This window comes from Spiroplasma endosymbiont of Tiphia femorata (genome assembly GCF_964020225.1).
Taxonomy (GTDB): domain Bacteria; phylum Bacillota_I; class Bacilli_A; order Mycoplasmatales; family VBWQ01; genus Spiroplasma_E.
The window spans coordinates 918,437-943,120 of the sequence record NZ_OZ026544.1 but is presented as its reverse complement, the minus strand read 5'-3'; the positions used below and the strand labels follow the sequence as shown (position 1 = coordinate 943,120).

30 protein-coding genes are annotated in these 24,684 nt (G+C 23.1%); 7 read left to right on the top strand and 23 right to left on the bottom strand.

The features are described from left to right. Positions 1 to 2 precede the first annotated feature (2 nt). The 16 genes from AACK83_RS05925 to AACK83_RS05850 all read right to left on the bottom strand — a co-directional run bounded on the left by AACK83_RS05925 (position 3) and on the right by AACK83_RS05850 (position 9,185). Positions 3 to 1,700 (bottom strand): hypothetical protein, encoded by a 1,698-nt coding sequence (locus AACK83_RS05925; protein ID WP_338956824.1) that lies wholly within the window; start codon positions 1,698 to 1,700, stop codon positions 3 to 5. A gap of 15 nt (positions 1,701 to 1,715) precedes the next feature. Next, positions 1,716 to 2,900 carry a hypothetical protein gene (locus tag AACK83_RS05920; RefSeq protein ID WP_338956822.1) on the bottom strand — a complete coding sequence of 395 codons (1,185 nt, stop codon included), beginning with the start codon at positions 2,898 to 2,900 and terminating at the stop codon, positions 1,716 to 1,718. A gap of 18 nt (positions 2,901 to 2,918) precedes the next feature. Next, the gene (locus tag AACK83_RS05915) at positions 2,919 to 3,299 is read right to left on the bottom strand and encodes a hypothetical protein (RefSeq protein WP_338956820.1); all 381 of its coding nucleotides are present in this window, start codon (positions 3,297 to 3,299) and stop codon (positions 2,919 to 2,921) included. Positions 3,300 to 3,315: 16 nt separating this feature from the next. Then, on the bottom strand, positions 3,316 to 3,507 hold the full coding sequence (locus AACK83_RS05910; RefSeq protein ID WP_338956818.1) for a hypothetical protein: 192 nt from the start codon (positions 3,505 to 3,507) through the stop codon (positions 3,316 to 3,318). Positions 3,508 to 3,541: 34 nt separating this feature from the next. After that, on the bottom strand, positions 3,542 to 3,700 hold the full coding sequence (locus tag AACK83_RS05905) for a hypothetical protein (protein ID WP_281747961.1): 159 nt from the start codon (positions 3,698 to 3,700) through the stop codon (positions 3,542 to 3,544). A 16-nt stretch (positions 3,701 to 3,716) separates the two neighbouring features. Next, on the bottom strand, positions 3,717 to 4,538 hold the full coding sequence (locus tag AACK83_RS05900; RefSeq protein WP_338956814.1) for a hypothetical protein: 822 nt from the start codon (positions 4,536 to 4,538) through the stop codon (positions 3,717 to 3,719). 11 nt (positions 4,539 to 4,549) lie between these two features. After that, on the bottom strand, positions 4,550 to 4,786 hold the full coding sequence (locus tag AACK83_RS05895; RefSeq protein WP_338956812.1) for a hypothetical protein: 237 nt from the start codon (positions 4,784 to 4,786) through the stop codon (positions 4,550 to 4,552). After that, positions 4,786 to 4,920, bottom strand: a complete 135-nt coding sequence (locus tag AACK83_RS05890) for a hypothetical protein (RefSeq protein WP_338956809.1) — start codon at positions 4,918 to 4,920, stop codon at positions 4,786 to 4,788. Before AACK83_RS05890 ends, AACK83_RS05895 begins: the two co-directional genes overlap by 1 nt. A gap of 144 nt (positions 4,921 to 5,064) precedes the next feature. Then, positions 5,065 to 5,220 carry a hypothetical protein gene (locus tag AACK83_RS05885; RefSeq protein ID WP_338956806.1) on the bottom strand — a complete coding sequence of 52 codons (156 nt, stop codon included), beginning with the start codon at positions 5,218 to 5,220 and terminating at the stop codon, positions 5,065 to 5,067. Continuing rightward, positions 5,220 to 5,381: a hypothetical protein gene (locus AACK83_RS05880; protein ID WP_338956803.1), complete on the bottom strand. Its 162-nt coding sequence runs from the start codon at positions 5,379 to 5,381 to the stop codon at positions 5,220 to 5,222. The genes AACK83_RS05885 and AACK83_RS05880 overlap by 1 nt, the downstream gene beginning before the upstream one ends. Positions 5,382 to 5,384: 3 nt before the next feature. Next, entirely contained in the window at positions 5,385 to 5,678 is a 294-nt protein-coding gene (locus tag AACK83_RS05875; protein WP_338956800.1) for a hypothetical protein, read from the bottom strand. Then, the gene (locus AACK83_RS05870) at positions 5,668 to 6,144 is read right to left on the bottom strand and encodes a hypothetical protein (RefSeq protein WP_338956798.1); all 477 of its coding nucleotides are present in this window, start codon (positions 6,142 to 6,144) and stop codon (positions 5,668 to 5,670) included. The genes AACK83_RS05875 and AACK83_RS05870 overlap by 11 nt, the downstream gene beginning before the upstream one ends. A gap of 8 nt (positions 6,145 to 6,152) precedes the next feature. Then, a complete protein-coding gene (locus tag AACK83_RS05865; protein ID WP_338956796.1) occupies positions 6,153 to 6,356 on the bottom strand; it encodes a hypothetical protein in 204 nt (67 codons plus the stop codon). 134 nt (positions 6,357 to 6,490) lie between these two features. Further along, entirely contained in the window at positions 6,491 to 7,009 is a 519-nt protein-coding gene (locus AACK83_RS05860; RefSeq protein ID WP_338956794.1) for a hypothetical protein, read from the bottom strand. A 12-nt stretch (positions 7,010 to 7,021) separates the two neighbouring features. After that, positions 7,022 to 7,153 carry a hypothetical protein gene (locus AACK83_RS05855; protein ID WP_338956793.1) on the bottom strand — a complete coding sequence of 44 codons (132 nt, stop codon included), beginning with the start codon at positions 7,151 to 7,153 and terminating at the stop codon, positions 7,022 to 7,024. Between the two features lie 844 nt (positions 7,154 to 7,997). Further along, positions 7,998 to 9,185 (bottom strand): Mbov_0401 family ICE element transposase-like protein, encoded by a 1,188-nt coding sequence (locus AACK83_RS05850; protein WP_338956791.1) that lies wholly within the window; start codon positions 9,183 to 9,185, stop codon positions 7,998 to 8,000. 219 nt (positions 9,186 to 9,404) lie between these two features. Here AACK83_RS05850 and AACK83_RS05845 point away from each other — a divergent pair, with 219 nt between their 5' ends. From AACK83_RS05845 to AACK83_RS05820, 6 genes are all read left to right on the top strand, one after another. Further along, positions 9,405 to 9,722 carry a hypothetical protein gene (locus tag AACK83_RS05845; RefSeq protein WP_338956789.1) on the top strand — a complete coding sequence of 106 codons (318 nt, stop codon included), beginning with the start codon at positions 9,405 to 9,407 and terminating at the stop codon, positions 9,720 to 9,722. Positions 9,723 to 9,883: 161 nt separating this feature from the next. Beyond that, positions 9,884 to 10,114, top strand: a complete 231-nt coding sequence (locus AACK83_RS05840; RefSeq protein WP_338956787.1) for a terminase small subunit — start codon at positions 9,884 to 9,886, stop codon at positions 10,112 to 10,114. After that, a complete protein-coding gene (locus tag AACK83_RS05835; RefSeq protein ID WP_338956785.1) occupies positions 10,045 to 10,278 on the top strand; it encodes a hypothetical protein in 234 nt (77 codons plus the stop codon). Before AACK83_RS05840 ends, AACK83_RS05835 begins: the two co-directional genes overlap by 70 nt. Next, entirely contained in the window at positions 10,272 to 11,624 is a 1,353-nt protein-coding gene (locus AACK83_RS05830; protein ID WP_338956783.1) for a phage terminase large subunit, read from the top strand. The genes AACK83_RS05835 and AACK83_RS05830 overlap by 7 nt, the downstream gene beginning before the upstream one ends. 3 nt (positions 11,625 to 11,627) lie before the next feature. Further along, positions 11,628 to 12,929, top strand: coding sequence for a hypothetical protein (locus tag AACK83_RS05825; RefSeq protein ID WP_338956781.1), 1,302 nt, complete (start codon positions 11,628 to 11,630; stop codon positions 12,927 to 12,929). Further along, positions 12,892 to 15,702, top strand: coding sequence for a hypothetical protein (locus tag AACK83_RS05820; RefSeq protein WP_338956779.1), 2,811 nt, complete (start codon positions 12,892 to 12,894; stop codon positions 15,700 to 15,702). The genes AACK83_RS05825 and AACK83_RS05820 overlap by 38 nt, the downstream gene beginning before the upstream one ends. A gap of 46 nt (positions 15,703 to 15,748) precedes the next feature. Here AACK83_RS05820 and AACK83_RS05815 read toward each other — a convergent pair whose 3' ends face one another. From AACK83_RS05815 to AACK83_RS05785, 7 genes are all read right to left on the bottom strand, one after another. Then, on the bottom strand, positions 15,749 to 16,231 hold the full coding sequence (locus AACK83_RS05815) for a hypothetical protein (protein WP_338956777.1): 483 nt from the start codon (positions 16,229 to 16,231) through the stop codon (positions 15,749 to 15,751). 193 nt (positions 16,232 to 16,424) lie between these two features. After that, the gene (locus AACK83_RS05810) at positions 16,425 to 17,378 is read right to left on the bottom strand and encodes an alpha/beta hydrolase (protein WP_338956775.1); all 954 of its coding nucleotides are present in this window, start codon (positions 17,376 to 17,378) and stop codon (positions 16,425 to 16,427) included. A 107-nt stretch (positions 17,379 to 17,485) separates the two neighbouring features. Continuing rightward, on the bottom strand, positions 17,486 to 17,995 hold the full coding sequence (locus tag AACK83_RS05805) for a glucose PTS transporter subunit IIA (RefSeq protein ID WP_338956773.1): 510 nt from the start codon (positions 17,993 to 17,995) through the stop codon (positions 17,486 to 17,488). Positions 17,996 to 18,079: 84 nt separating this feature from the next. Next, entirely contained in the window at positions 18,080 to 19,804 is a 1,725-nt protein-coding gene (ptsP, locus tag AACK83_RS05800) for a phosphoenolpyruvate--protein phosphotransferase (RefSeq protein ID WP_422397103.1), read from the bottom strand. 203 nt (positions 19,805 to 20,007) lie between these two features. After that, complete coding sequence (locus AACK83_RS05795; protein WP_338956770.1) at positions 20,008 to 21,024, bottom strand: hypothetical protein; 1,017 nt, start codon at positions 21,022 to 21,024, stop codon at positions 20,008 to 20,010. A gap of 70 nt (positions 21,025 to 21,094) precedes the next feature. Further along, positions 21,095 to 21,679, bottom strand: coding sequence for a hypothetical protein (locus tag AACK83_RS05790; RefSeq protein WP_338956768.1), 585 nt, complete (start codon positions 21,677 to 21,679; stop codon positions 21,095 to 21,097). Positions 21,680 to 22,426: 747 nt separating this feature from the next. After that, positions 22,427 to 23,809 carry an MFS transporter gene (locus tag AACK83_RS05785; protein ID WP_338956766.1) on the bottom strand — a complete coding sequence of 461 codons (1,383 nt, stop codon included), beginning with the start codon at positions 23,807 to 23,809 and terminating at the stop codon, positions 22,427 to 22,429. 524 nt (positions 23,810 to 24,333) lie between these two features. On the opposite strand from AACK83_RS05785, the gene trxA reads away from it, so the two are divergent. Beyond that, positions 24,334 to 24,675 (top strand): thioredoxin, encoded by a 342-nt coding sequence (trxA, locus tag AACK83_RS05780; protein ID WP_199188855.1) that lies wholly within the window; start codon positions 24,334 to 24,336, stop codon positions 24,673 to 24,675. Positions 24,676 to 24,684: the final 9 nt, after the last annotated feature.

Genomic DNA, 24,684 nt, shown 5'->3' with positions numbered 1-24,684 from the left:
ATTTATCATTCCTTAAAAAATGCTTGTTTATAATGATGAGTATGTTTTTTTGTTTTTTTATGTGTTATATGCTCAATTTCTTTTTGCAACTTTTTCTTACCCTTTTCTACAACTTGACTATATGCAAATTTTTTTAAATGATGTAATAGTCCAGTGCCAAATAAAGTATTAACTGAAAATTTTAAACCAACACTTTTAAATGATTTATTAATATTTTCAATAGGGTTATTAATAACATTTACTACTTTATGATAAGTTCTTATTATTCTAAATATTTCTCTATATACTTTAAAACTATCTCTAATTACTTGTTGTACCACTGGTGGAGCAAATGCTATTGCTTTTAATCATTTATTACGATTAATACCATAACCAATGTATCAACCACTATATCAACGATATCAATGAAATGGATGTATTTGAGTAACAAAAGTTTTTGCTTTAAGAATACTATCAACAACTGTAATTGGTTTATATTTAGTATTGCGATGATAAATAGTAATTGCACATTTATCTAATGACAAAGGTTGAATTTTACAACCCATAAATACTGGTGAATTTAATGGAATTAATTGTGCATGTTTAATTGCTCTTTTTTCTGCACTAGTAAATAAATCAGTTGCTTTTTCTTTTAATTTATTAATTTTTTCAAATGCTTGTTTTTCTAACTTTTCAAATTTTTCTTGTAATTTATATATACTTTCTCTTATTTTTTCAAAATATGGTGTATCTTTTCAAAATTTATTTAAACCTTTTTTTAAATAAAATCTAATATCAAAATATTTAAAACTTTGATTTGCTTTTAAAACAAGTTGATGAATAACATTATTTTTAAAATTAAATTTAATAGAATTAGCACGAATTTTTTGTAAATCTAAAATTAAAGTTTTTCCATATCTATTTTCTGAATGTATTGTATGAACTAAATTTAATCAATCATGTTGGTTCATAGATAGTACTTTTTTTAAATCAGTATTAAATTTTTTTAAAAAGTTATTTGCTTTTTCAATATCTTTAATTTTAAATTTAGGAGTTAATTGTGGACTTAATTTTATTAATGTATTTTGTAATAATAAATAATCTTTTAATTCTTGTGCTTCTAATTTTTGAAAATTATTTTTATATTGTCTTTCAGCAACATAACCTAAATCTCGTAATACTGTTTCACGATTAGGAGTAAAACTATAATTCATTAAATAACGTTTATTACCAATAATTTTATCTGTTAAAATTTCTTTTCCACTTACTTGACTAATAACTTCTTGTAAATTTTTGGCTTCTTTAATACCAACTTGTTTTAATGTTTTAGTTTCTTGTGCTAGTTTAATAAATTTAGTAGTACGATAACCACGACTAATTTTATTAAGTCCAGCAAATGCAGATAATAAATTTAAGAAAGTATTTAATTTTGTTACATTTCCTTTTAAATAATCATAAACTTGATTAATAGTAAAATCAGTTGTAGCATAAATACCAAAATTAATAGTACTTGCAATAAAATCACTTGCACCTAATCCAAGGGCTACACTTTCACTTAATCCACCAGTAAAAGGAGCAAGTGCTACTGCAATTACTTGTACACCAATCATTTCTAAAATTTCTCATCAAAAACTTTTATTTTCTTGTTGGTTACTTGTTCTAGTATGTTTTGGTTTATTTATGTTTAAAAGTATTGCTGTACTAGTTGTACCAATTGGCATGGCATTTAATTTCCTTTATTTAAGAGTTATTTTAATTGGATTTGTTGTTCCTTTATAATTTAAATCATTAACATTTGCAGTAATAGTTATATATAAATCACCTGCTTTTTGTTTTTGATTACTTACATTAGTTTTACCTTGTGCATCACTAAAATATTTAATAGTTGGATTTGTTAAATTAGGATTTAATGATTTAAGTTCATTAGTACTTTTTATTTGTGTATTTAATTCACTATTATTGTTATTAACATTTGCAGTAATATCAGTTGTTAAATTTGTAATTTTAGTTTTTAAATCAGTTTTCTCTGCTTTAATAATTCCGCATAACATTCATCTTGATGTTGTTTCATTATTGGAAATATAAGGTATTGATTCTCCAACAACTTCACCAGCAACTTTATATGCTCTTCCTGCTTTATCATCTTTAATAAAGTCTACATAAATAATTGTTCTTTCTAACATGTATCTTTTCATTGCTCTTGGTGTTGCTAAAACAAAAGTCATTAGTTGTTGTTCATTTTTATCATTAGTAAAAATCATATAGTCATCAAGAACGATTTCACATAATACACCTTTTACATATAAATTATTTCCATTTAAACGTAATTGTTGCGCTAACTGATTATCGGTGATTAAACCTTTATTATCTGCTAAATAAACTAAACTATCATAAAGACCATTAGTAATAAAAAATTTACTATTTGCAATGTTTCTAAATTGAAACAAAGTATTTCAAGCAGATAACATTGATTTTAAATATCCTATTGGCGTTGTATCTTCAATATCTATTTTAGTAGCAGATTTTGCAATTGCTTGTGTATCATCAATTGCTAATTTATCTGCTAAATCATTTGCAACTTCATATTGCATGCTATCTAATAAATTTTGTCCATTATTTGCATTTAAATCTACATCTGCAATAATTTCTCCTACAAGATATTTTTTAGTTATTTTTTTACTAATTTTATCTGTATCAACATATGGTAATTCATATCTTTTACTTTTATCATCTCAAGCAATAATTTTTATTTCCGGTTTTTTTGGTTTTTTAACAATAAACTCAATATTTACTGAATCAACAATTTCAGTAGGGAAAAAGTTTGCCCATGGACTATTTGAAATTTTAAAAAACTCTATAAATTCTGGTGCTTCTACTAATCTCTCTGTATTATCTAAATTTTGATTAAATGGTACTGACATTTTATTTCTTCCTTTCGTTTATAAATAATTTTTCTTTTTATAATTAATTAAAAAATTTTCTTTATCATTTGTTTTATTATTAATAATTATTTGTTTATTGCCACCTGTATTAATTGTTTCTTTAAATACTGGTTGTTCTTTAATTATTTTTTTAATAGTTTCTTCAATTTTTTTTGAATTTTCTAAATTATTAGTTTTAAATTTTAAAAATTCATAAAATTCTTTTTTAACTTGATATTTTTTAAATATATTAATTATTTCTTTTTCTTTAATTTCTTGATTAAGTTTATTTAACTTATTTTCTAATTCAACAATCTTAATTTCTTGCTCTTGTTGTAAATTATTATTTTCAGTTAAAGGTTCAGTATTTTGTTCAACATTAGTTTCATTTTCTAACATTTAAATCACACCTTTATTATTTATTTTCTTTTCCATTAATTTTTTCATTAAGTTTTGCTAATTTTTTTTGATGTTTCATCACTTTATTATTTCTTCTAATATGTTTTGGAGTTGTGATAAATCTTTTTAATAAAACAATAATTTCTCTGCAAATTAATGTTCCAACACTTGTTCCAATAATTATTAATTCATGTAAAAATTCTTTCATTTCAATATTTTCCTTTCAATTATTTATTTTTTAATTATTCATCAAATTGACCACCATTAATTCTTTCAATCATAGATTTTGAATTACTTATAATGCTTACTAATAAGGCAATTTCTTTATTTAATTGTTCCATTCTCTCTTTATATGTCTGAATTTCATTATTATAATATTCAAGTAATTTTTCTTTATTCATAAATTATTCACCTCCTTTATAAACTCATGTGATTATAATCTCAATTTAGTGAAGCATTATCATGATTTAATGGAACTTCGCTCATATTATCACTACCATATTGACTAGTTGTTTCACTATTAATTGTGAATCTATTATCATTAATAAGATTTGCAGTTTCATTTGTAAATGAAGTTTCTTGCATTTCAGTATCATGATTAATTTCAATAGGTAATAAATTATGGATTATTTCACTTGCACCAGCAATTATGGTAGGTACTGCATAAGCATTATTAAAATCATTATTTATACCCATTGCTACACCACTTGAAATCAAACATCCACCAGTTGCCATATTACAAATCTTTCTTATTGTTTCAAATTTATTAGGTATTAACTCAGTTAATCCACTAATAAGATTTGATATACCATAAGCATTTAAACTAATATATGTATCTCAATCCATTAATGACTGATTTTCTTGTTTATTTAATAGTAATCATGGAGGACCCTCAGTTGTAGTTGTAGTAGTTATTGGCATTGGTGTTGTTGGAATAATTGGAGTAATATTATTCTTTGTTCATTTACTATAATTTGCTAATCCAATTGTTCCTAAACCTAATAATATTTTTTTACTACTATTAATTAATTTAGTTTTAGTATTTGGTCTTTGATTTAAATTTCAAATATCTAAACCTAATTTTTTACCAAATAATAAACTATTAATTGAACCTAATACTGGATTTGCAATCACTTGACCATAATAAGCACTTGTACCAATCATTGCACAAATTGGACTTATTCCAATTCTAATTAATTTAGTTAAAGTATAATTTGATTGATTTTCTATACTTGGCATTTTATTCTCCTTTAATTTTCTAATTTTTTAATTGTTACTTTAATTCAACCTTGATAAAAATCATTATCACCAACTATTAATGCAACATTACTTTCTGGGTCAGAAACAATTATGTGTTTGGATTTAACATTTGGGTATTGTCTTAAAATAATTGCTTTAATATCATTACTTGTATGAATTGCTTTTGGAAATGGTGATAATATTTCAATTTCATCTTTATTTTCAAACAAAGTAGGTAATATTATCATTAGTCAAATTCACCTCTTTCAAGTCTTATAATTCAGTTTTCTAACTCATAAAGTTTGGATGAATATTCTATTAATGAATTATTTAATAAATCTATTCTTTCTTTCATAGAAATAATTAATTTTTCTTTATTCATAATTTAACTTTTCTTTTCTAACTCTTTTATTTTGTTTTTGTTTACAAAAGTTATTACATTTATGTGCATAAAATCTACCATAACCACATTTATTATTCTTTATTACTTTTAATAAAATTAGGAATTTTTAATTCATTTTTATTATTACTCATTATCAAATTCTCCATTTCTTATTAATTCAAGTAATTTCATAATTCTTTCTGGTTTATCATTTTCATAAGAATAATCACAACAATCACAATGATGTACATTAATATTTCATTCCTCTTCAATATAATCAATTAATTTTTGTTTAATCATTATTTTTTCTCCTTATTTTTAATTTGATTAGCAATTTCACTTAATATTTTTAATACTTTATATTCATTTTTTAATTCTTTAATAATAATTATTAAAATTATTATTAGTGTTATAGATGTTATTAATATTGGTATTATCAATAAAATTTTTCATAATATCATTTTTTACTCTTTTCATTTTTTAAATCATTTAACATTGATTGAACAAAATGCACGATTTTTAGGAATGTTTAAAGTGTTAAAGATTTGACCAGTTACTAAAATTTCATCATTTTTGTTTAATAAAATACAGCGTCTATAAAGTTTTGGGTTATTAAAAATTAAAGTAACATAATTTAATCCATTTCATTGACCACGAACACTATAATATAATTCCTTATTACCTTTTTCGTAATATTTTGCTTCAATAGTGTTACTCAGTTTTACTTTTAATTTGACATAATTTTCTTTATCTTTCATTTTTAGAATTCCTTAAATAATTATCAAAAATCAATATTTTCTTATGATTTTTTAAATAATATTGAATATGCTTATAAGCATCTTGTTCATGTTTTGTTAATTTTATATTTCCTTTATAATCTGTTATTTTATTTTTATTTTTTGGGTGATTTTCGAAATAATCTCAGTTAAAAACATCTTGAACTAATACCATTAATGCATCAATAATTTTAGGTGTTGATAATGGATTAGTTAATAATTGTTTTGAACTTAAAAAGAAATTTTCTACAATAACTAATATTTTTTTATCAATAAATTTTTCTTTAATTAATTGCAATTTTTCTTTATACATATTTTTAGTTCATAAAACAGTTAATGTATTAAATGTTTCATTAAAAACAATATTATTAGTTTCACTTGAATATATAACCATTCCATTATTACCAATTCCAGCAGGGTCAATTCCAATAATTAAGTCATATTGCATTAATTAAGTTAACCTCTAATAACCGTTTTAATAATTTCTAAATCACAATTACATCAACAATATTTACATTCTTCAATAAATTCTTTATGACCACAAACTAAATTATCTTTTTTTAAATCATCAATCAGTTTAATTAGCCCTATTTTAAATTCAATATCATCACTGTCTGGTATGCAAATCGTTTCTCTTTTAGTTAAATATTCTTTATCCATATTTATACCTCCTAATTAACTTAATATTTAAAATACAGTCATAACAAATTGCTTTACTATTTTTATCTCTTAAAAAATATTTTCTTGTTTTTATATCATTAGTATTAAAGAATAAATAATCTAATTTATTTTGTTTACATGTTCAACAAAAATACTTTTTCATTATGATTTGAAATTTCCTTATAAGAAGTAACTATATAATTAATTGCTAAATCATTATGCTTATATGGATTATTTATTTTAAAACCTTTTCTGTTTTCTTCTCACGTAATGTTATATTTAAAACAAGGATTAGTAATTTTAGTTTTGTTATCAGTTATTTCACCCATAAATCAACTATTATGCTGTTCATAAAATGTTAATGGTTCAAGTTTTATATCATTAAGATAATATTCTTTTGGAGTAATTGGTTTATTAACAGTTATTTTTTGGTCTTTAATATATGGTTCTAATAATTTTATTAATTCATTACCACTTAATTCTCTTTTAATATTTTCTAAATTAAAAACTCAATATGTGTAACTGTTATCAACAATAAAAGAATTATTTTTAATCATTCATTTTGGAAGTGATAATTTATATTCAACATAATCAATAAGAATAGATTGTGGTTTATCTTTAACAATTTGTTCTTTTTTAAATTCTATTTGCATAATAATCCTTTCCTAATATGTTCTGTTGCTTCTAGCATAAAGAACATATATTTTGATATTTAGATTATTAATACTACTACTATTCGTTTTATTCATTCCATGAAAACTGGGCTCAAAAATAAATTGTGAAATTTTAAAAAACATTGAGGCATTCGATTCAATATTTATTTAATTTGTGTTTAGCAAATTAATATTTTAATTGAACCGGTCCCGCTCAATTTTTTTTACAAGTTTGAAATTTATTTTCTCGCCCAAAAAAATTTTTTAAAATAAATAAAAAATAAAACCAACACTTGCTCACTGGGGAGTGGCAAGGTTGGTTAAATAAAGAATAGAATTAATACAATGGGTCCCTACAACAGGTCTATATATACTAGTTTCCAATTCGCTCCCACCCCAAGAATTACCATTAATGGTTAGTATATTTTATTAGGTATCACTCCACTTTTTATTTATCCATGCAAGTCCACATGCTAGCTACTATTTTTAACAACTGTGTTGTAGTTCACTTTTTTAGTTCCCTAACACGTGTTGATAATAGTGCTAAAGATTGTTATTAAAAATTTTAAAATTTTACAATTACAAAAAAAGACAAGATTATTTCTTGTCTTTTTCCTTGTTGATAATTTTAATTTAACTTACAAAATGTATATTTTATTTTTTTTAAATACGTCGAATATAAAATATAAATTTAATGTTTTAAGAAAAGAGAGTAATTTTGTCTAATTTTCATTATTTTTCAAATAATTCATTTTTGGAAATAAGTTACTAATATGATAATAAATTATTTCGTAACGACAAGGACGTATAAGTTTAACCCATAGAATTCAATAACATTTACAATATAACTTGAAAATTCTATGATTTGTTAATTAAATTATACCATAAATTTTAAAAATGTTAAAAAATATAATTACAAAATTACATTTAAATAACACAAAAATTCTAATCTTAAAATTAGTTTTTAAAAATATTAAATTGTATTAATTTAAGTACTATTAAGATAACTTCTATAATTTAAATAATTTGCTTTTGCTATTAACATATTATTTAATGTTTGATAATTATATATTTTTGCTCCATTAGTTAAAGATTTTAAAAAATGATATACATCACTTTCTGCAGAACATCCAATATTTCAATCAGCATTTTGATTAATAATTCCTTGTTCATTATTTTTAAAATAATTATAAGTTTTTTTAGTAACTTTATTATGATTATTTTCTAAAATAGTAATTAATCCATTATAATTACCATTTGAAAAAGTAGTTGTTACATCTAAATACTTTGTTCAATCAAGTGCTTTCTTTTGATGTTTACCACGAACATTAACAAAAGATTTTCATAAATAACTAAAAGCATGATATTTATCTAAAATATAATAACAACCTAATCAACTAGCCATTGCTCTAATTCATAATGCACCATCACCAGCAACTACTAAATTATAATTATTATATTCTCAATTAATAGCAAATATATTTAATTTAATATCATAATGATTATTAATAGTTTGTATTGTAAAATTATGTAATTCTTCTTGTTTTGGTGCATTATTAGTTTTAAATAACATAAATGAAGTTATTTTCTTATCTAATTTATTTCTATATGAATAAATTTCTTTTCTTCCTAAATTATAAGTTAAAAGTCTACAACAATATTGTTGTTTTAAACCATTTTCATCTCAACAAGTTATATAAGCATCATCTGCACATATATTTAATTTTTCATTATCTAATACTTTAAATTTTTCTTCTGGTATTCATTTTGCAATTTTTGCATTTTTAAAAATTCTTGAAATAAGATTTTTAGAAAAAGAAGTATATTTAAATTCTGATTGAATATTAAAATAACCTTTTTTATTTATTAAATTTTCAATTAAATTATCTAATATATCAAAATATAAATCATTAGTAATTCTTGCTCTTTTTTTAATACCAAATTCTTCATAAATTGGATAATAATATTGTTTATTAATTGTATCTCAATAAACTCTTTGTCTAAAAGTTCCTATTCCAATTGGAGTATTTACTGTTCTATTAACTCTTGAATCAATTTTATATTGATTTTTATTTCTATTTTGAAAAAAATATTCATCAAAATCATGGATTTTTTGAAAATATTTTGCTAAAATATTAGTGATTTCAGATTTTAGAAATTCTTTAAAACTAAACATTTTTTCGACACCTTTCTATTGATTTTTTGTCCTAACTATTCTAACAAATTTGTTAAAATATTGTTGAAAAATGTTTGGTTTTAGAGTATAATATTAACAAACGTTTAATAACTTGAAAATTCTATTTACGTTTAAAAGATAACTTTTATTAGTTATCTTTTCTTTTTTAATAAAATAATGTACAATAAAGGAAAATATAAATAGAAAAGGAAAATAAAAATGGATTATTTATTGTTAACTGAAATAAAAGAAGTAGACCCACCTATGACTGTATTTTATATTATGTTAGTTCCTTTATCCTTAGCATGAATAGCATTTGCTCTTCATTTAATTAATTTAGGATGAGAGTTATGTGAAAAAAGTAATCCTTTTGGAATTGTATTGTTTACTATTTCTCTAAATATTATTGGTGCTATGATTATGTATAAATCACAACATCCCGAATATAAATTTTGAAAAGGTTTAGGAAATAAAATTAAGAAATTGTTTAAATTTAATTTTAAATTTAAGAAAAGAAATAAAAAAATAGTAGTATAATGCTATTTTTTGTTATAATTATATTATAAAAATTAAATAAAAAAATATATGAAGTAATTAATAAAGTTAATAAGTTATTACGCGGAAGTTTTAACTTAAATATTATATTAATTATAGCATAAATTTTTGCGTTTTTAAAGCATATGAAAGGAGATTTTTATGTGCAAGAAGAAAAAATAAAAATAAGAACAATTTTTAATGATGCTACAAAATTAAAAGAATCATTAGAAAATTATTTTATTCATTGTAAAGATTTTGATGAAATACCTACTAAATTAGGAATGTTAATTTATTTAGATATAACTGAAAATACTTTAAAAAAATGAAAAGAAAAAAGAGAAATACTTTTTTACAACAAATTAATTGAGCGCATTCTCAAATTGAACACTTAAATTTACAAAGATATTTAAAGTCACACTCTTCTAATTCTTCATGATATTTAGAAAGAGCATATGTTAATAAATATCATTTATCAACAAAAATTGATATTAAAAATAATGATAATACCACCCCTATAGCAATTAGTTTAGAAAATAAAGGTAAGAATAAATGTTAAGTAATTTTGGTTATTTATTAGATATTGCTAAAAGAATGTATTTAAAACAACCTTTAAATATTAATAAAATTAAACAATTAGGTAGTCGTAAATCTGGTAAAACATTTAGTGAAATTGAATTTCTTGGTATTTTATTAATGTTAGATAATATTAATATTCATGCTTATTTAATTCGTAATATGTCAAAACAATTAAATGATAGTTGACAAGAATTAAAACAAATTATTAGAGCAACATATCCTAGTATTAATTTTATTATTAGTGAAACTAAAAAAACTATTGAATTTAATGGTAGTAAAATAACTTGTAAATATTTACATTCACAAGATAATAGTAATGTTAAATTAACTGGATTAGCAAGTAATTATTTATATGATTATGTAATTATATGAAGTGATGAAAGATATGAAATTACTGAAAATGATTATCAAGATTTAAAAGATGCTATTCGTGGTGCAAATCAATTATTAGAAATTGAAAGTTGTAATCCTTGAAGTATTTTAAATGAATTTATTAAAAAAACTATAAATGCTTGTCCTCAAAATGAAAAGCAAATTATTAATGAATATGAACAATTTATTATTATTGATAATACTATTTATCATTATCAAAATTGAAAATTAAATACTCATTTAAAAGATAGTGATAAACAACAATTATTAGAAATAGAAGTTCTAGACCCAATATCTGCAAGAGTAAGAAGTCATGGTTTAGTAGGTTATGAATCTGGTGGTATATATTCACATCTTATTCATAAGATATCTCGCTTATTACAACCAAGTTATAGATTTAGTGCTGGATTAGATTATGGGTTTAAAGATGATGCTTTAGCATGTGTATTAATAGGTTTTGATTATAATTTTAAATTTGTTAATGTTATTGATTGTTTAAAAATAGAAAATAAGTTAGTTAGATATGATAATAAACAATTAGCAAGATTAGTAGTAGAGTTTTATATTAAATTAGCAAAAGAAAATAATTTGTTATATGAATATGGTTTAACTGTATATTGTGATTTTAGTAATTATACATTTATTGAAATGCTTAATGATACAGCAATTAAATATCAAGTTAATTCATGGCTATATTTTAAAGATTGTGTGAAATTAAGACTTGAGTTTAGAATAGGTAAGAATGTGGCTTTAATGGCATCAGAACGCTTAAATATTAGTATGAATGCACAAGCATTATTAGATGAATTTAGATTGGCTGTATGAGACCCTAAAAGTATTAAACAAATACCATTAGCGGGTAATGACCATTTACGTGATGCATTTGATTATGCAATTGAGCCATATATTAGAAATTTAAGTGCAAATATAAATCCTTATTTTGAAAGGAAGTAACATATGAATAATCATAATACTGAAATATTAATTCCTAAGTGATGTATGATTAATCTTCAAGAAATAATAGCAAATCATGCAAGTAAATTATTATGGGGTAATGGTTATACTTTAACAAGTGAACATGAAGAATATAAAAGAGCAATTGAAAAAATAAAAGAATGAAATAATTTTGATAGTTTGTTTTATCAAGATTGTCATATTAAATCTGGTTATGGTTATAGTATTGTTCAAATTGATAAAAGTAAAACTGGTAGAATATCATTAAATTTTGCTCAGCCATATGCTCAATCAAGAGTTGCAAGAGTATTAGAAACTGAATATAGTGCATCAACATGGTCAAGAGTACAGTATGATGACCAAAGTATTTATGTTAAAACAACATATACTCAAAATCAAATAATTAGATATTTTACAAGTGATTATGTTACTTTAGATGGTTTACAAGAAAAGATAAGTAAAGATTTACAATTACCATTAATAGAAAATCATAATTTAGGTATTATTCCAGTTAAATTTATGCAAAATTTACCTAAAAAGAATTTTTTTGGTGGAGTTATTGGTGATTATTATCCAGATATGACTCCAATTAAAAAATTACAAGAATTATTAAATAAAACATTTGAATCAATTGACCATGAACTTGAATTTAATGTTACTCGTGTATTTTTAGATATTACTGAACAAGAGATAAATCAATCTAAAACTGCTTTTGATTTAAAAAAATTAATAGGTAAATTTATTTTACAAGCAAATTTAAGAAGTTTAGGAAGTACTAGTGGAACACCACCAATTGCTATTTTACAAGGTAGTCCAATATTAGATAAATATGCTGAATTTATACAATTTATTATTGATAAAGCATTTGAAGGTAGTGGATATAGTCCAGTAAATGATACTACAAGTCAAAAAACTGAAGCAGAAGTATTAATTACTAATTCAAGAGATATGGAAACTACAAGAATTAAAAGAACTTTAAATCAAAGTGATTGAAATGAAATATTTCAAAGATGTTTTATATTAATGGGATTAGATGGTGATAAATCTAAATGAACATTTGAAATTAAAGAAAATACTATTACAGATAGATTAAAATCACTTGAAATTGATGAAGCAGAATTAAGATTAGGAATTACTAATATTAAAAGAATTATAGTTAAAAGATATGGTGTTAGTGAAGAAGAAGCACAACAAATTATTGATGAAAATAGAAAATATCAAAAAGAAGAAATTGAATTTAATAATACTTTTTTAGGAGAAACTAAGAATGGGAATGACACCAAAACAGAATCATCAATTAATTAAAACGGTTTGAAAATCAACTGGTGAAATTGAAAAAGATTTTACACAAAATAAAGATTTACAATTTCGTGTATGTCCTTTTACTATTATTTTAGGTGCTATAAATTCAACAGAAACGGGATATAAACCACCAACTAGTATTCCTAATGATTATACTTCATTTAGTAAAATTTTTACTGGTAGAGAAGCCATACAAGCAGTATGAGACCACTCTTATTTTCCTATTCAAAATAAAGATAATCCAGATGAAGCATATAAACAATTACAAATTGGTGATGTATTTTATGGAAATATTGTAAGTGACCAATTAGGTATTACTTATTCAGCAACTCCAGCAAATAATGCTTTTATTCAAGAACAAGCAATTAAAAATGTAGTTATTAATATTCCAAATGAAAAAAAGAATTTTAATTTTATTAATAATATTGTTTCAAATCTTTATAAACTTTATATGATTCCAGAAATTAATAAAGTTATAAATACTGATAAATCAATTAAAGTTGATAGACAATGATATATTCTTGAAGTTGCAACTAAAACTTATAATCCAGAAAATAAAGAATTGGCTTATATTCAATGTACTTTTAGTTCATTAAATGATAAATTAGCACATAGTGGATTAGCAATTAATCAATATGTGCAATTAGGTGCGCCCGGTGACCCAGTAGCATTACCAGCATTAGATGAAAATAATAATATTGTTTTAGATGATAATTATTTAACACCATTACCAGTTACTCATTGTCAAATTTCTTTTTATGGTTCAGTAAAACCTATTAGTATAGCATTATGAGGTAGAGATATTGATAATAATCCTATTAATACTAAACAGCATAAATATAGACAATATCCAAGTAAATTATTATTTCCATGACAATATCAATGTTCAACTTATGACCCAGTAAGTTTTCAAGCATTACCAGAAACTAATTATGTTTTAACTGTTCAAGGACAATCAGTTATGGATAGTTATCAAGATTGACAAAAAGTAATTTCTCCAAATTATGATGATGGTGCAACTAAACATTATGAAGGTCATTTAAGAACTAATGTTGAAAAAACTAAAAATACTAATAAAGTTGATGTTTCAAATAGATTAGTAAATTATTGAGATAATAATTTTTTAAATGGTGCTGAAATTGAAGATTATAATTATGCAACTGCTGGTAATCCATATTTTCAATATTATAATAAAAATAATAAAAAATTTATTGGTAATACTCATTATAATATGAATAATAATAAATTTAAGCAATTAAATACTATTAATGCATTACATTATTTTATTTATAATCCTATTAGTGAAATATCGTTAACAGTACGAGAAACAATTAAAATTAATCTTAATACAATACCTATATTTGGCTCATTTATGAATGCTTTTGTTGGTGGTTTAGATATTGGTGCTAAATTATCAAGTAATTTATTAATACCTCAATTTCCTTATATAAATGGCTTAATTTCTGCTGAATTATATAATTTTTATACAACATTATTATATAGTTCACAAAGTACTAATCCAGCATTAATTCCATTAGATGTATTTAGAAATGATACTCCAGATGCTATACAAGCAGTTGCTGGAACAGCAAGTCATATGACATCATTTACATTTAATTTAACTGATATGATTAATTTACAAAATTTTGATATTAATGATGGAAGTATTTCTTCACAAGGAATTTATGATACTGTAAATTTAGTTCAAAATGGTGCTGGTGGTAAAGATACAATTTCATTATTAGCAAAAGAAGATAGTTCAACTCCATTATTAAATGCTCCAAATTTTAATAATACAAATATTGTTAAATGAGCAATTGATATGATTGATATTAAAGTTGTTGGTAAAAGTAATTTTAAAATAACATTTTATTCAATGCCAGATAATAGAAATGGTGCTGTTAATGATAATTTTAGTATTTGAAGTGGTACTTATCAAACAGTTGGTAAAGCAAGTAATAATAGTAGATTAATTCAAAATACATTTATTTTAGCAAATAATACTTTTAAATTTGACCAACCATTTAATTATCCACAAGTAATACAACCACCACCATTAATAGAAAGAGCGCATCCTATATTTATTGATTTAAGTAATCAAAGTCAGTATGGAATTAATAATGATATTAATAGTACTCTTAACACTTCAAAAGATACTTATCAAATGAGACCACATACTTTAGAAGATGTTAAAGGTAAATTTCATAATAGTATTGGTATTTATGTAAATCAATATGGTTATGATAATGTTGATAAATTAAAAGAAGATTATGAAAGTATAACATTTAATTTTAATTTTAATATGAATACTAAATGAAGATTAACAACTGTAAGTGATGATTATATTAATTCTAAAAATTGAATTACACCTATTAAAATAAATTTAAGTGATATTGGTAATTTACCAGATAATCAAAATGATACTGCTCTTTTTCAAGATAATAATAATACTTATAATAATAATTCTGGAAATCATAATGATAGTAATAATAATTGAATATTTAATGTAAATAATTCTCAAAATGATGGATTACACCCAACTCAAACTGCTTCTTTAATTAATAAAAATATTAAATATGAACTACAAAATCCTTATAATGTTGTAGCAATTTCTGATCTTATTATTCAACTTCCAATTATTGATCTTTATGTATACCATGATGATAATAATATTTATTATCAATGAAATGCACGTGTTACTTCATCACCAAATTTAATTGCTGGTTGTAGTTTAGCAATTGATTTAGATAATATTAGTTTTCAATTTAAAAAATAATTAAAATTAATATATAAAAAATAATGCCTTAATTAAGGCACTATTTTTACAATGAATGTTGTCTTACAGTACTTTGATTAGATGCTGATGATTGGTTTTCTGCCATTTGATTAGAATTATTAATTAAATATTCTTCGTGAATTTCTAAACACTCAACTTTAAGCTTTTCAATTCTTTTTAAAAATTCAGGATTATTAGATGTTTGATATTTTCTAGCATTACGTCAATTATGCTCTTTACCTGTGACATCTATTTTTTCTTTTACTTCATTAAGTTCTGACATAATTGACATTAATTGTTTAATATTAGGATTTGTTTTTGACTTCTCCTCGTTTAATTGTTGTTTAATATATTGTACTAGTCCAGCTGTTTGCATATAGGCAGGAGTACCTACAGAATCTGAAATATCACCTAATATTTCTTTTTTAGTTTTATCAATTCTTCTTTCTACTTCAATTTTATTTTCAATTTCTTCTAATAAACCTTCAATTCTATTCATTAATTCTTTTTGATCTGCAATAATATTCATAATTTTTATCTTCCTTTTCACATATAATTTTAATTTAATAAAACCTAGTATAGTTAAATTACTATACTAGGTATGAACAATTATTAAATTATAAATACTATTATAACTATAAAGTAAAAATTACTCAATCAACTATTATTTACTATTTTTAAATTTTCTAATTATTTTTTTGATCTAATAACATAAATAATCATTATATATGTTCTTTTTCTATTCAAGTTAAAACATCTTCTAAAATAATATTAATATTGGGTTCATTTAAAATCGCATGATTACCTTCTTCATAAAAACTATAAGTTATCCCCTGTCTTCAACGTTTATTATTTTTTTCAATTTTATCAAAATCGGCAAATATATCTTTTGCAGATTGAACAATCAAAACCGGACATTTAGCATTATTAAGATTTTTTGGTACTTGTTTACTTAATTTTTGTGCTTGTAAAGAAAATAATAATGTAAATTTCATATTAGTCATTGCTCTAATTTTCCCTTTTTTAATATAATTAGAGTTAATAGAAATTGTTTCCATATCAAAAGTAATAGGTAATGGATGATGTTTATAAAATAGAAATCCTCAAATTGCATGACAAACTAATGAAGGTTTTATTTTAAATATTTGTTTCTTAGTAACAAAATTAGTTAAAATTGCACCATCAATCATTTTTGGTAATCTTTTAATTGCTAATGCTGTTAATGCTGAACCTAATGATTCACCCATTAATAAAATTTTTTTATTAGGATAACGTTCATTCAAAACCGTTATAATATCTTTAATAGTTGTTCCTAAAGTATGATATTTTCATTTTTCATTTTCTCCTCAACCTCGTTGATCAAAACTTAAAAATGAAATACCATGTTTAGTAAAAAACTTAGCAGCTGTTTTAAAGTCTGTTAAAGAGGCACCCATACCATGAATACCAATAATAATATATTTACTATTATCAACAAATTTAAATTCAGTATGTAAAAAATAGTTATCCCTAGTAATGATTCCCTCATTACTTCATTGTGGAAAATGACGATTCAGTTCTCAGTGATAATCAATATGGAAAATTTGATAAATTCTATATAAAATATAAAGTATTATTAACATAGCTAAAACTACAATAAGTACTGCTCATCAATAATGTTGCCAAAAATTATCCATAATAAATGATACCTCCAATAATATATAAATACTTACTAATATTTTATCAAATTAATTTTGTTTTTATTAAAACAAAACCATTTAAGGTTTTGTTTTAATAAAAATATTTATTTCTTAGTGACTTCAGCAATTAATTGACCAACCGTTACTTGTTCATCATCTTTTACTACTTGCTTTACAACATAACCTTCCATTGTTTCATTAGTGAAAACAATTGGTGTTGTTACTTTTTTACCTTTATTCTTAACTTCTTGTAAATTAGCAACTACCATTACTTCTGATTTTTTAATTGGTTTACCTTGTTCAACTTTAATATAAAAGCCCTTACCAGCTAATTCAACAGTATCAATACCAATATGAACTAAACATTCAATACCTGTATTTACATCTTTAATACCATAAGCATGTCCTGTATTAAATACTGTTGCTAATTTTCCATCAAATGGTGATACAAATTCAACTCCATCTTTATCTTTATATTCAGGAATAATAGCAAAACCAGTCCCTAACATTTCCTGAGCAAATACTGGATCTTCAACTTTACTAAGGTTAATAACTTTACCAGTAACTGGCGCATAAATTAATAAAGGTAATTGTTTTTTTTTCTTGAAAAACATATGTAGATTCTCCTCAAAATTATGTAAATTAGATGTTTATAATTTTAACATTAAATAATGTAACTTTAAAAATAAATAATATTTTTATTTTTTTGATAAAAATTTTTCTACTAATGATTTAACTTCTTCATTGGTTTCACATTGTAATGCTTTTGATGCTAATATTTCTGTATCCTTTTTATTTAAAGTACTAATAATTTTTCTAGTTTCTAAAACACTAGATGCAGACATTGAAAATTCATCTAGCCCTAGACCAACTAGTAGTGGAACAGCAATTTTATCACCAGCCATTTCACCACACATGGCAACAGGACGATTATATTTATGCCCACCATCAATTGTCATCTTAATCAAACGTAAAATTGATGGATGATATGGTTGATATAAATAAGACACTTTTTCTGACATACGATCAGCGGCTAAACTATATTGAATTAAATCATTAGTTCCAATTGAAAAGAAATCTGCATATTTAGCAAATATTTCGGCATTAACTGCTGCTGCTGGAATTTCAATCATCATTCCAACTTGAATATCATCACTAACTTTAACTTTTTCTTTAATTAATTCTTTTTTGCAAGTTTCATATAATGCTTTAGCTGCTTTAAATTCTTCAACAGTGGCAATCATTGGAAACATAATAGCTAATTTACCAAAAGCTGAAGCACGAATTAAAGCACGTAATTGAGTTTTAAAAATATCTTTACGATCTAAACACAAACGAATGGCACGATAACCAAGGAAAGGATTCATTTCTTTTGATAAATCTAAATATGATAATTCTTTATCACCACCAATATCTAAAGTTCTAATAACAACTTTATGTTTAGTAGCAGACAATACTTTTTTATATTCTTCAAATTGAATATCTTCACTTGGAAAATCACTACTTTCCATATAAAGAAATTCACTTCTAAAAAGTCCTACTCCTTGTGCATCATATTCAATTGCTTTAATCATATCTTTGGGTGAACCAATATTTGCTTCTAACTTTACTTCATGATTATCACTGGTTTTAGTTAATTTACCTTTAAATACTAATAATTCTTTTTGTTCTTCAATTCATGCGCTTTGTTTAGCAACTCATTTATTTTTTTCACTACTATTTAAATCAATTTCAATTTCACCAGTATTACCATCTAATACACAAAATTGATTATTTTTTACTTTTGTAGTAACATTTTTTAACCCAAGAACTGCTGGAATACCAAGACTACGAGCCATAATTGCTGCATGAGAAGTTCTACCACCAATATCACATAAAAATCCTTTAACAAATTTAGGATTCAATTGACTTGTTTCTGAAGGTGTTAGATCATGACTAACAATAATTGTTTCTTCTTTAATTGCACTTAAATCAATAGTTTTAATATTTAAAATTTTACGTAAAATTCGATCACGAACATCAATAACATCAGCAGCACGTTCACGAAAATAATCATCATCCATTGCTTGCAATGTTGCAATTGCTTTATTAGCAGTACTTTCTAAAGCATTAGCAGCATTATATTTTTCTTCTTTAATTAACTTTTCAGTATCTTCAATTAATACTGGATCAGTTGTTACTAAAAAATGAGCTTCAAAAACAGCGGCTTTTTCTTCACCTAAAGTTTTTGTTGTATTTTGGATGAGTTGTTTAATTTCATCACCTGCTATTTTTAAGGCATCATGTAACTTTTTAACTTCTCCTTCTATTTCTTTTTCATTAATTTTTTTAGGATTAGTTTTGATAGTTTCATGTTTTAAGATTAATGCTTTGGCTAGAGCAATGCCATTACTAGCACCAATACCTTTCATTTTTAACATTATATATATTTCACTCCTTATAAAATATGTTTATTAATAGTCTACTAAATTATAATAAAAAAAATGAAATATTGTATAAAATATTTATTATAATTTAAACTTTTTGTAAATAAAAATGATTTTAATATTTTTAAATATTTTCATATATGTTAATTCCTACTTTTAATTTCATTAAAAGTAGGAATCTTTTCACTATATTAATATAATTAGATAGTTACGCATTGGATAAGAGAACGATCATGATTACGATTATTATTAGGAATAAGATATTCTCTATCTGAGTTATTTATATCTTGCACATCATTTTCATCTCATTCATTAATATTATTAATATGACCATTTATTCTTCTAGTAAGAAAATCTCTTCCATCACTAGCAGCATTCCCATTTGCTTGATTTATTATATTTGGTAATTCAGATAATACTTCATCAATAATCTTTTGTTGCTCTTCTTGCTTATATATTAATTTAAAAGCTGGTTTCATTTTATTTGTTAAATTATATAAATCAGAACTAGTTACACCAAGTGCTGATAATACCATTCCTAATTTTGGAAATGTTTCTTTAAATTGAATTCAAGCTTTTTTTCAATCACCTTTATTTTGTGTAACATCTGCTGCATAAGTTTTAATAGCATTAGTAATAGCGCTAATAAAAAGAAAACTAACGATAAAGACTCCTAATTGACTTAATTTATTTTGATTTTTAACTCAATTTTTAAATGATTGTAGCAATGTATGATCATTATTTTGAGGGCAAAAATAATTTTTTACTGGTTCAAAAATTGTATTTAATGAATTTTTAATAAAACATTCATTAACAAATTTCATTACTGTAGCACGAACAATAGTTGAAATAATATTATTAATTGATACTATATCTTCTTTATAAGATTCTCATGTTAATGTTTCAGCAGTATAAGCAGAAGAAGCAGTAATAACTAAATGATTTATTAATAATGTTGTCAAAAAAAAGTTAGTATTGGATAAACTATTTTTTATAATTTCTTTAATAGAATAGTCTTCATTTTTTAAATCAGTTTTTGATAATTCACTTAATTCATTTAAAAGTTCTTTTAAAAAATCATTACTGATTTCTGCACTAATTAAAGAATTAAATTTTTCAAAAGTAAATTCATCATTAAAATCAATATTTTTTAATTCATCTTTAATATGATTTATTACATCATGTTTTTTGATAATTGTTGATAAATTAGTACACAACTTATCTAAGTTCGAATTAATTTTATTTAATTTTTCATATTCTTTAAGTTCTAAATGTTTTTCTAATTTTTTAATAATAATTTCAAGTGGTAAATATTCATCTAATTCTTTTTTGTGTTAATTGATTTGAAGGTAATAAATCAATAATACTTTTTAATCCAAATGGATAGTAAGATAAAAAATAAGATGTAAGTGTATCAACACCAGCCATAGCATAATTTTCAGGAATTTTTAATGATTCTCACATTCCTTTGCCTAATATTTCTAATTGTTCTATAAAAGTTTTACCTATTATAGACTTTTCTGATACTACAGCTATTGAAAAATATCTTTGTGCTACTCTAATTGAAATACCTGTTAACAATACAATTGGAGAAGATAAATATTCAATAGTTTTTCAACAACAATTATTTGAACTTATTTCACTTTCTTTTTTAATAAATTTTGGTAAATTTTCATAAATTTCTCCTAAATCATTAAAATATATTCTTACCTTATTTTTATATTTTTGTTCATCACTATTTCAATATTGATTAATGTAATTGGTATAATAACGAATTCTTAAATTAATATTTGCAAGTTCTGCAATAATTTTTTTAGTTTTAGTAATAACTATTTCATTATTATTTTCTATTCCTACCACTAAAGATTCCATATTTTGATTTCTTATACTGGCACTATTACCATTTATTGGACACATTTGTCTTTGCTTCTTTCCTTTTTAAACTTATATTAATAACACGTTTTCTCTATTATGTATAATTAAAATTTTATTGCATAAAGATTGAGAAAAGTTTCCAAAGATTTTTTAAACATATTTTAAAATTAACACAATATTTTCATTTTCTTTTTAAAGAAATATAGGTTTTATTTTGAAATTTTAATATTTATGTTAAATGTTCTATTTATATGTTTCTATATTAATTCAATTCGCTTATATTTCTTGATTTTATTCCAATATCTCTTTTTAATAGAACTATTTAAATTAAAACTAAAAGTTCATAATATATATTTTTTATATATAAGAAATTATTGTTTTACTTACAAAGAATAATTGAATCAACTAAATTTCATTTTTTCTATCAATATGTAAAAGAAAAATCCCATAAATAATATATTGTAATTTCATTAAATAAAAAATAAGAATATATAACTAGATTTATTTAAAAATAACAATATATTTTTCCTTTTTATAAGACATTACAAAAAAACATAAAAAAACTACTTAGTAAAAATAAAAAATAATACTAGTAGGCTAATAACCAATAATTTTGTGTGTCTTAAATTTATTATAACACCGTAACTTTGAAAATCAATAAAATTTTATTAATTTTATTATTAAAATATCATTTTAAATAAAAAAAATTAGCACCCTTATTATGGTGCTAATCTAATAATATTTTTATAATATTTTATTATCTTGATTTTTTGTTCATAGTAAAGATAATGAAATAATAGCAGCAGCAATACAACCATAAAAGTAATAAAATACATAATCTCAGTTTTCATTACCAATACCAGCAATTACTACTTTTGAAAAAAGAGCATCACCAAGAAAATAACCAGATAATCCTGTAAATCCTGAAGCAGTAGCAGCTGCTTTCTTATTTGTTAGTTCAATAGCAGTAGCACCAATCATCGCTTGTGGCATATAAATACCAAAACCAGCAATCATTAAAGCAGTAATAAGCATAGGCATATTACCACGAGGAGCAACTTGCAATAAAACTAGTCCACAAAGTGCAATTAATAATCCAAATATCATTAATGGTGCTTTACGATTATTAAAAAATCACTTAGCAAAATATGCTGCAGAAATACCACCAAATAAACCAGATAATTCAAAACAGGCAGCAAATCATTTACTGTGTTTTAAATCTAAGCCATGAATATCTTTCATTAAAATTAATGTTCATCCTGCCAGTCCTTGTCGTACAACATATACTCAAATATTAGCAAATGCTAATATTCATAAAAATTTATTTTTTAAAATATATTTTACAAAAATTTCTTTTCAATTAAGTTCTACTCTTTCTTCTTTATGTTCTAGAACACCTTTTCATTTTTCAACAGTAGGTAACCCTTCTGCTTCGGGGCGATCACGCAATCCTCATAAACATAATGGAATCATAGCTAAAGCAAAAATACTAGGAATTCAAAAATATAAACCATAAATTGTTCCACCCGGATCAAGTAATGTTACTAAAGAAATAACAACAACCGGTAATAAAGCAGCACCAATATTTTGTCCTGAGTTTCAAATTCCAATACGTCCCGAACGTTCTTTATCAGTAAATCAATGAGAAAATAGTCTAGCTGTAGCTGGTCAGCCCATGCCTTGGAAAACAGCTAACATCGCAATCAAACTCAACATCATTACAAATGGGCCAACACTAATTTTAGTTCCAGCAAAAGCAACTACACCACCCATAATAATATTTAAAATAGAAGAAACAAATAATCCAAAAATCATGATTACTCTTCCTGAACTACGGTCAGCAACATTTCCAACAATAAATTTAGCACCACCATAAACAACGGCAAAAATTGTTCCCATTAAAGCATACTCCATTTTAGTTATGCTACCATTGCTTTCTAAAGCAGAACCCGCTACTGTATACGCTTGACGAGTAAAGTAGTAAAGAATATATGATAAAATGCTAAAACCAAAAACTTGATTACGTAAAATAATAAATTTTTTATTAACTTGCTTTAAGTCTTCACTAAAAATTTCTTTTTTTGCAGGTGGCTTAAAAACACATGCAAGTCTATTAAAAACAGACATTTTTTTTACTCTCCTTCTAAAAGGATGCATAAATTATAGTAACCCAAATAACCTGCTCTTAAAAACTTAATATAAACATACTTTAACACATAGGTTTTTACAATTTTTGTTTTTGTGGAAAAATAAATAATATTAAAAATTAAAAAATAACTCTCTACCAAACTATTTTTTTGAAATACCATAAATAAATATTAACTCTACACCTTTTAAAATTCATTTACATTTATTTATTAAACAGTTTTGTAAAATGTACTAATAATTTATTTTTCTCCTTCTCAAATTGTTTAGTCCTAACCTATATATTTCAGATTATAACAGATATATTCTAAAATTGAAAAGATATTTCTTTAATTTTAAAAAAAATAATTTACAATTTTCTTATGAATTTATTCTAAAAAAATTATAAATTTTTATATAGTAATAACTAAAATTAAAAAAATTATTTTATCGTTTAATGTTTTAAAAATTAAAACTAATGATAGAATTAAACCATAAAATAAATTAAAAGAAAAGGTAGTGAACACATGCATAATGAAAGCAAAATACAACATATTAATTCTATAAAAGAAGTTGAGCAACTTTTACAATCAAAAAAAATAACAGTAATTGATTTTTCAGCAGAATGATGTGGTCCTTGTAAAATGTTAGGGCCAAGATTTGAAAATGTTGCTAATGACGAAAAACACAAAAATATTAATTTTATTAAAGTTGATGTTGACAAAGCTAAAGAACTAGCAAAAGATTATGAAATCCAATCAATTCCAACATTAATTTATTTTAATAAAGAAGGAAAAGAAGTTAAAAAAACTTTTGGTTTAGTTTCTGAAAAAGATATGACTAATATTATCGAAGAAATAGGAAAATAAGGTATTTAT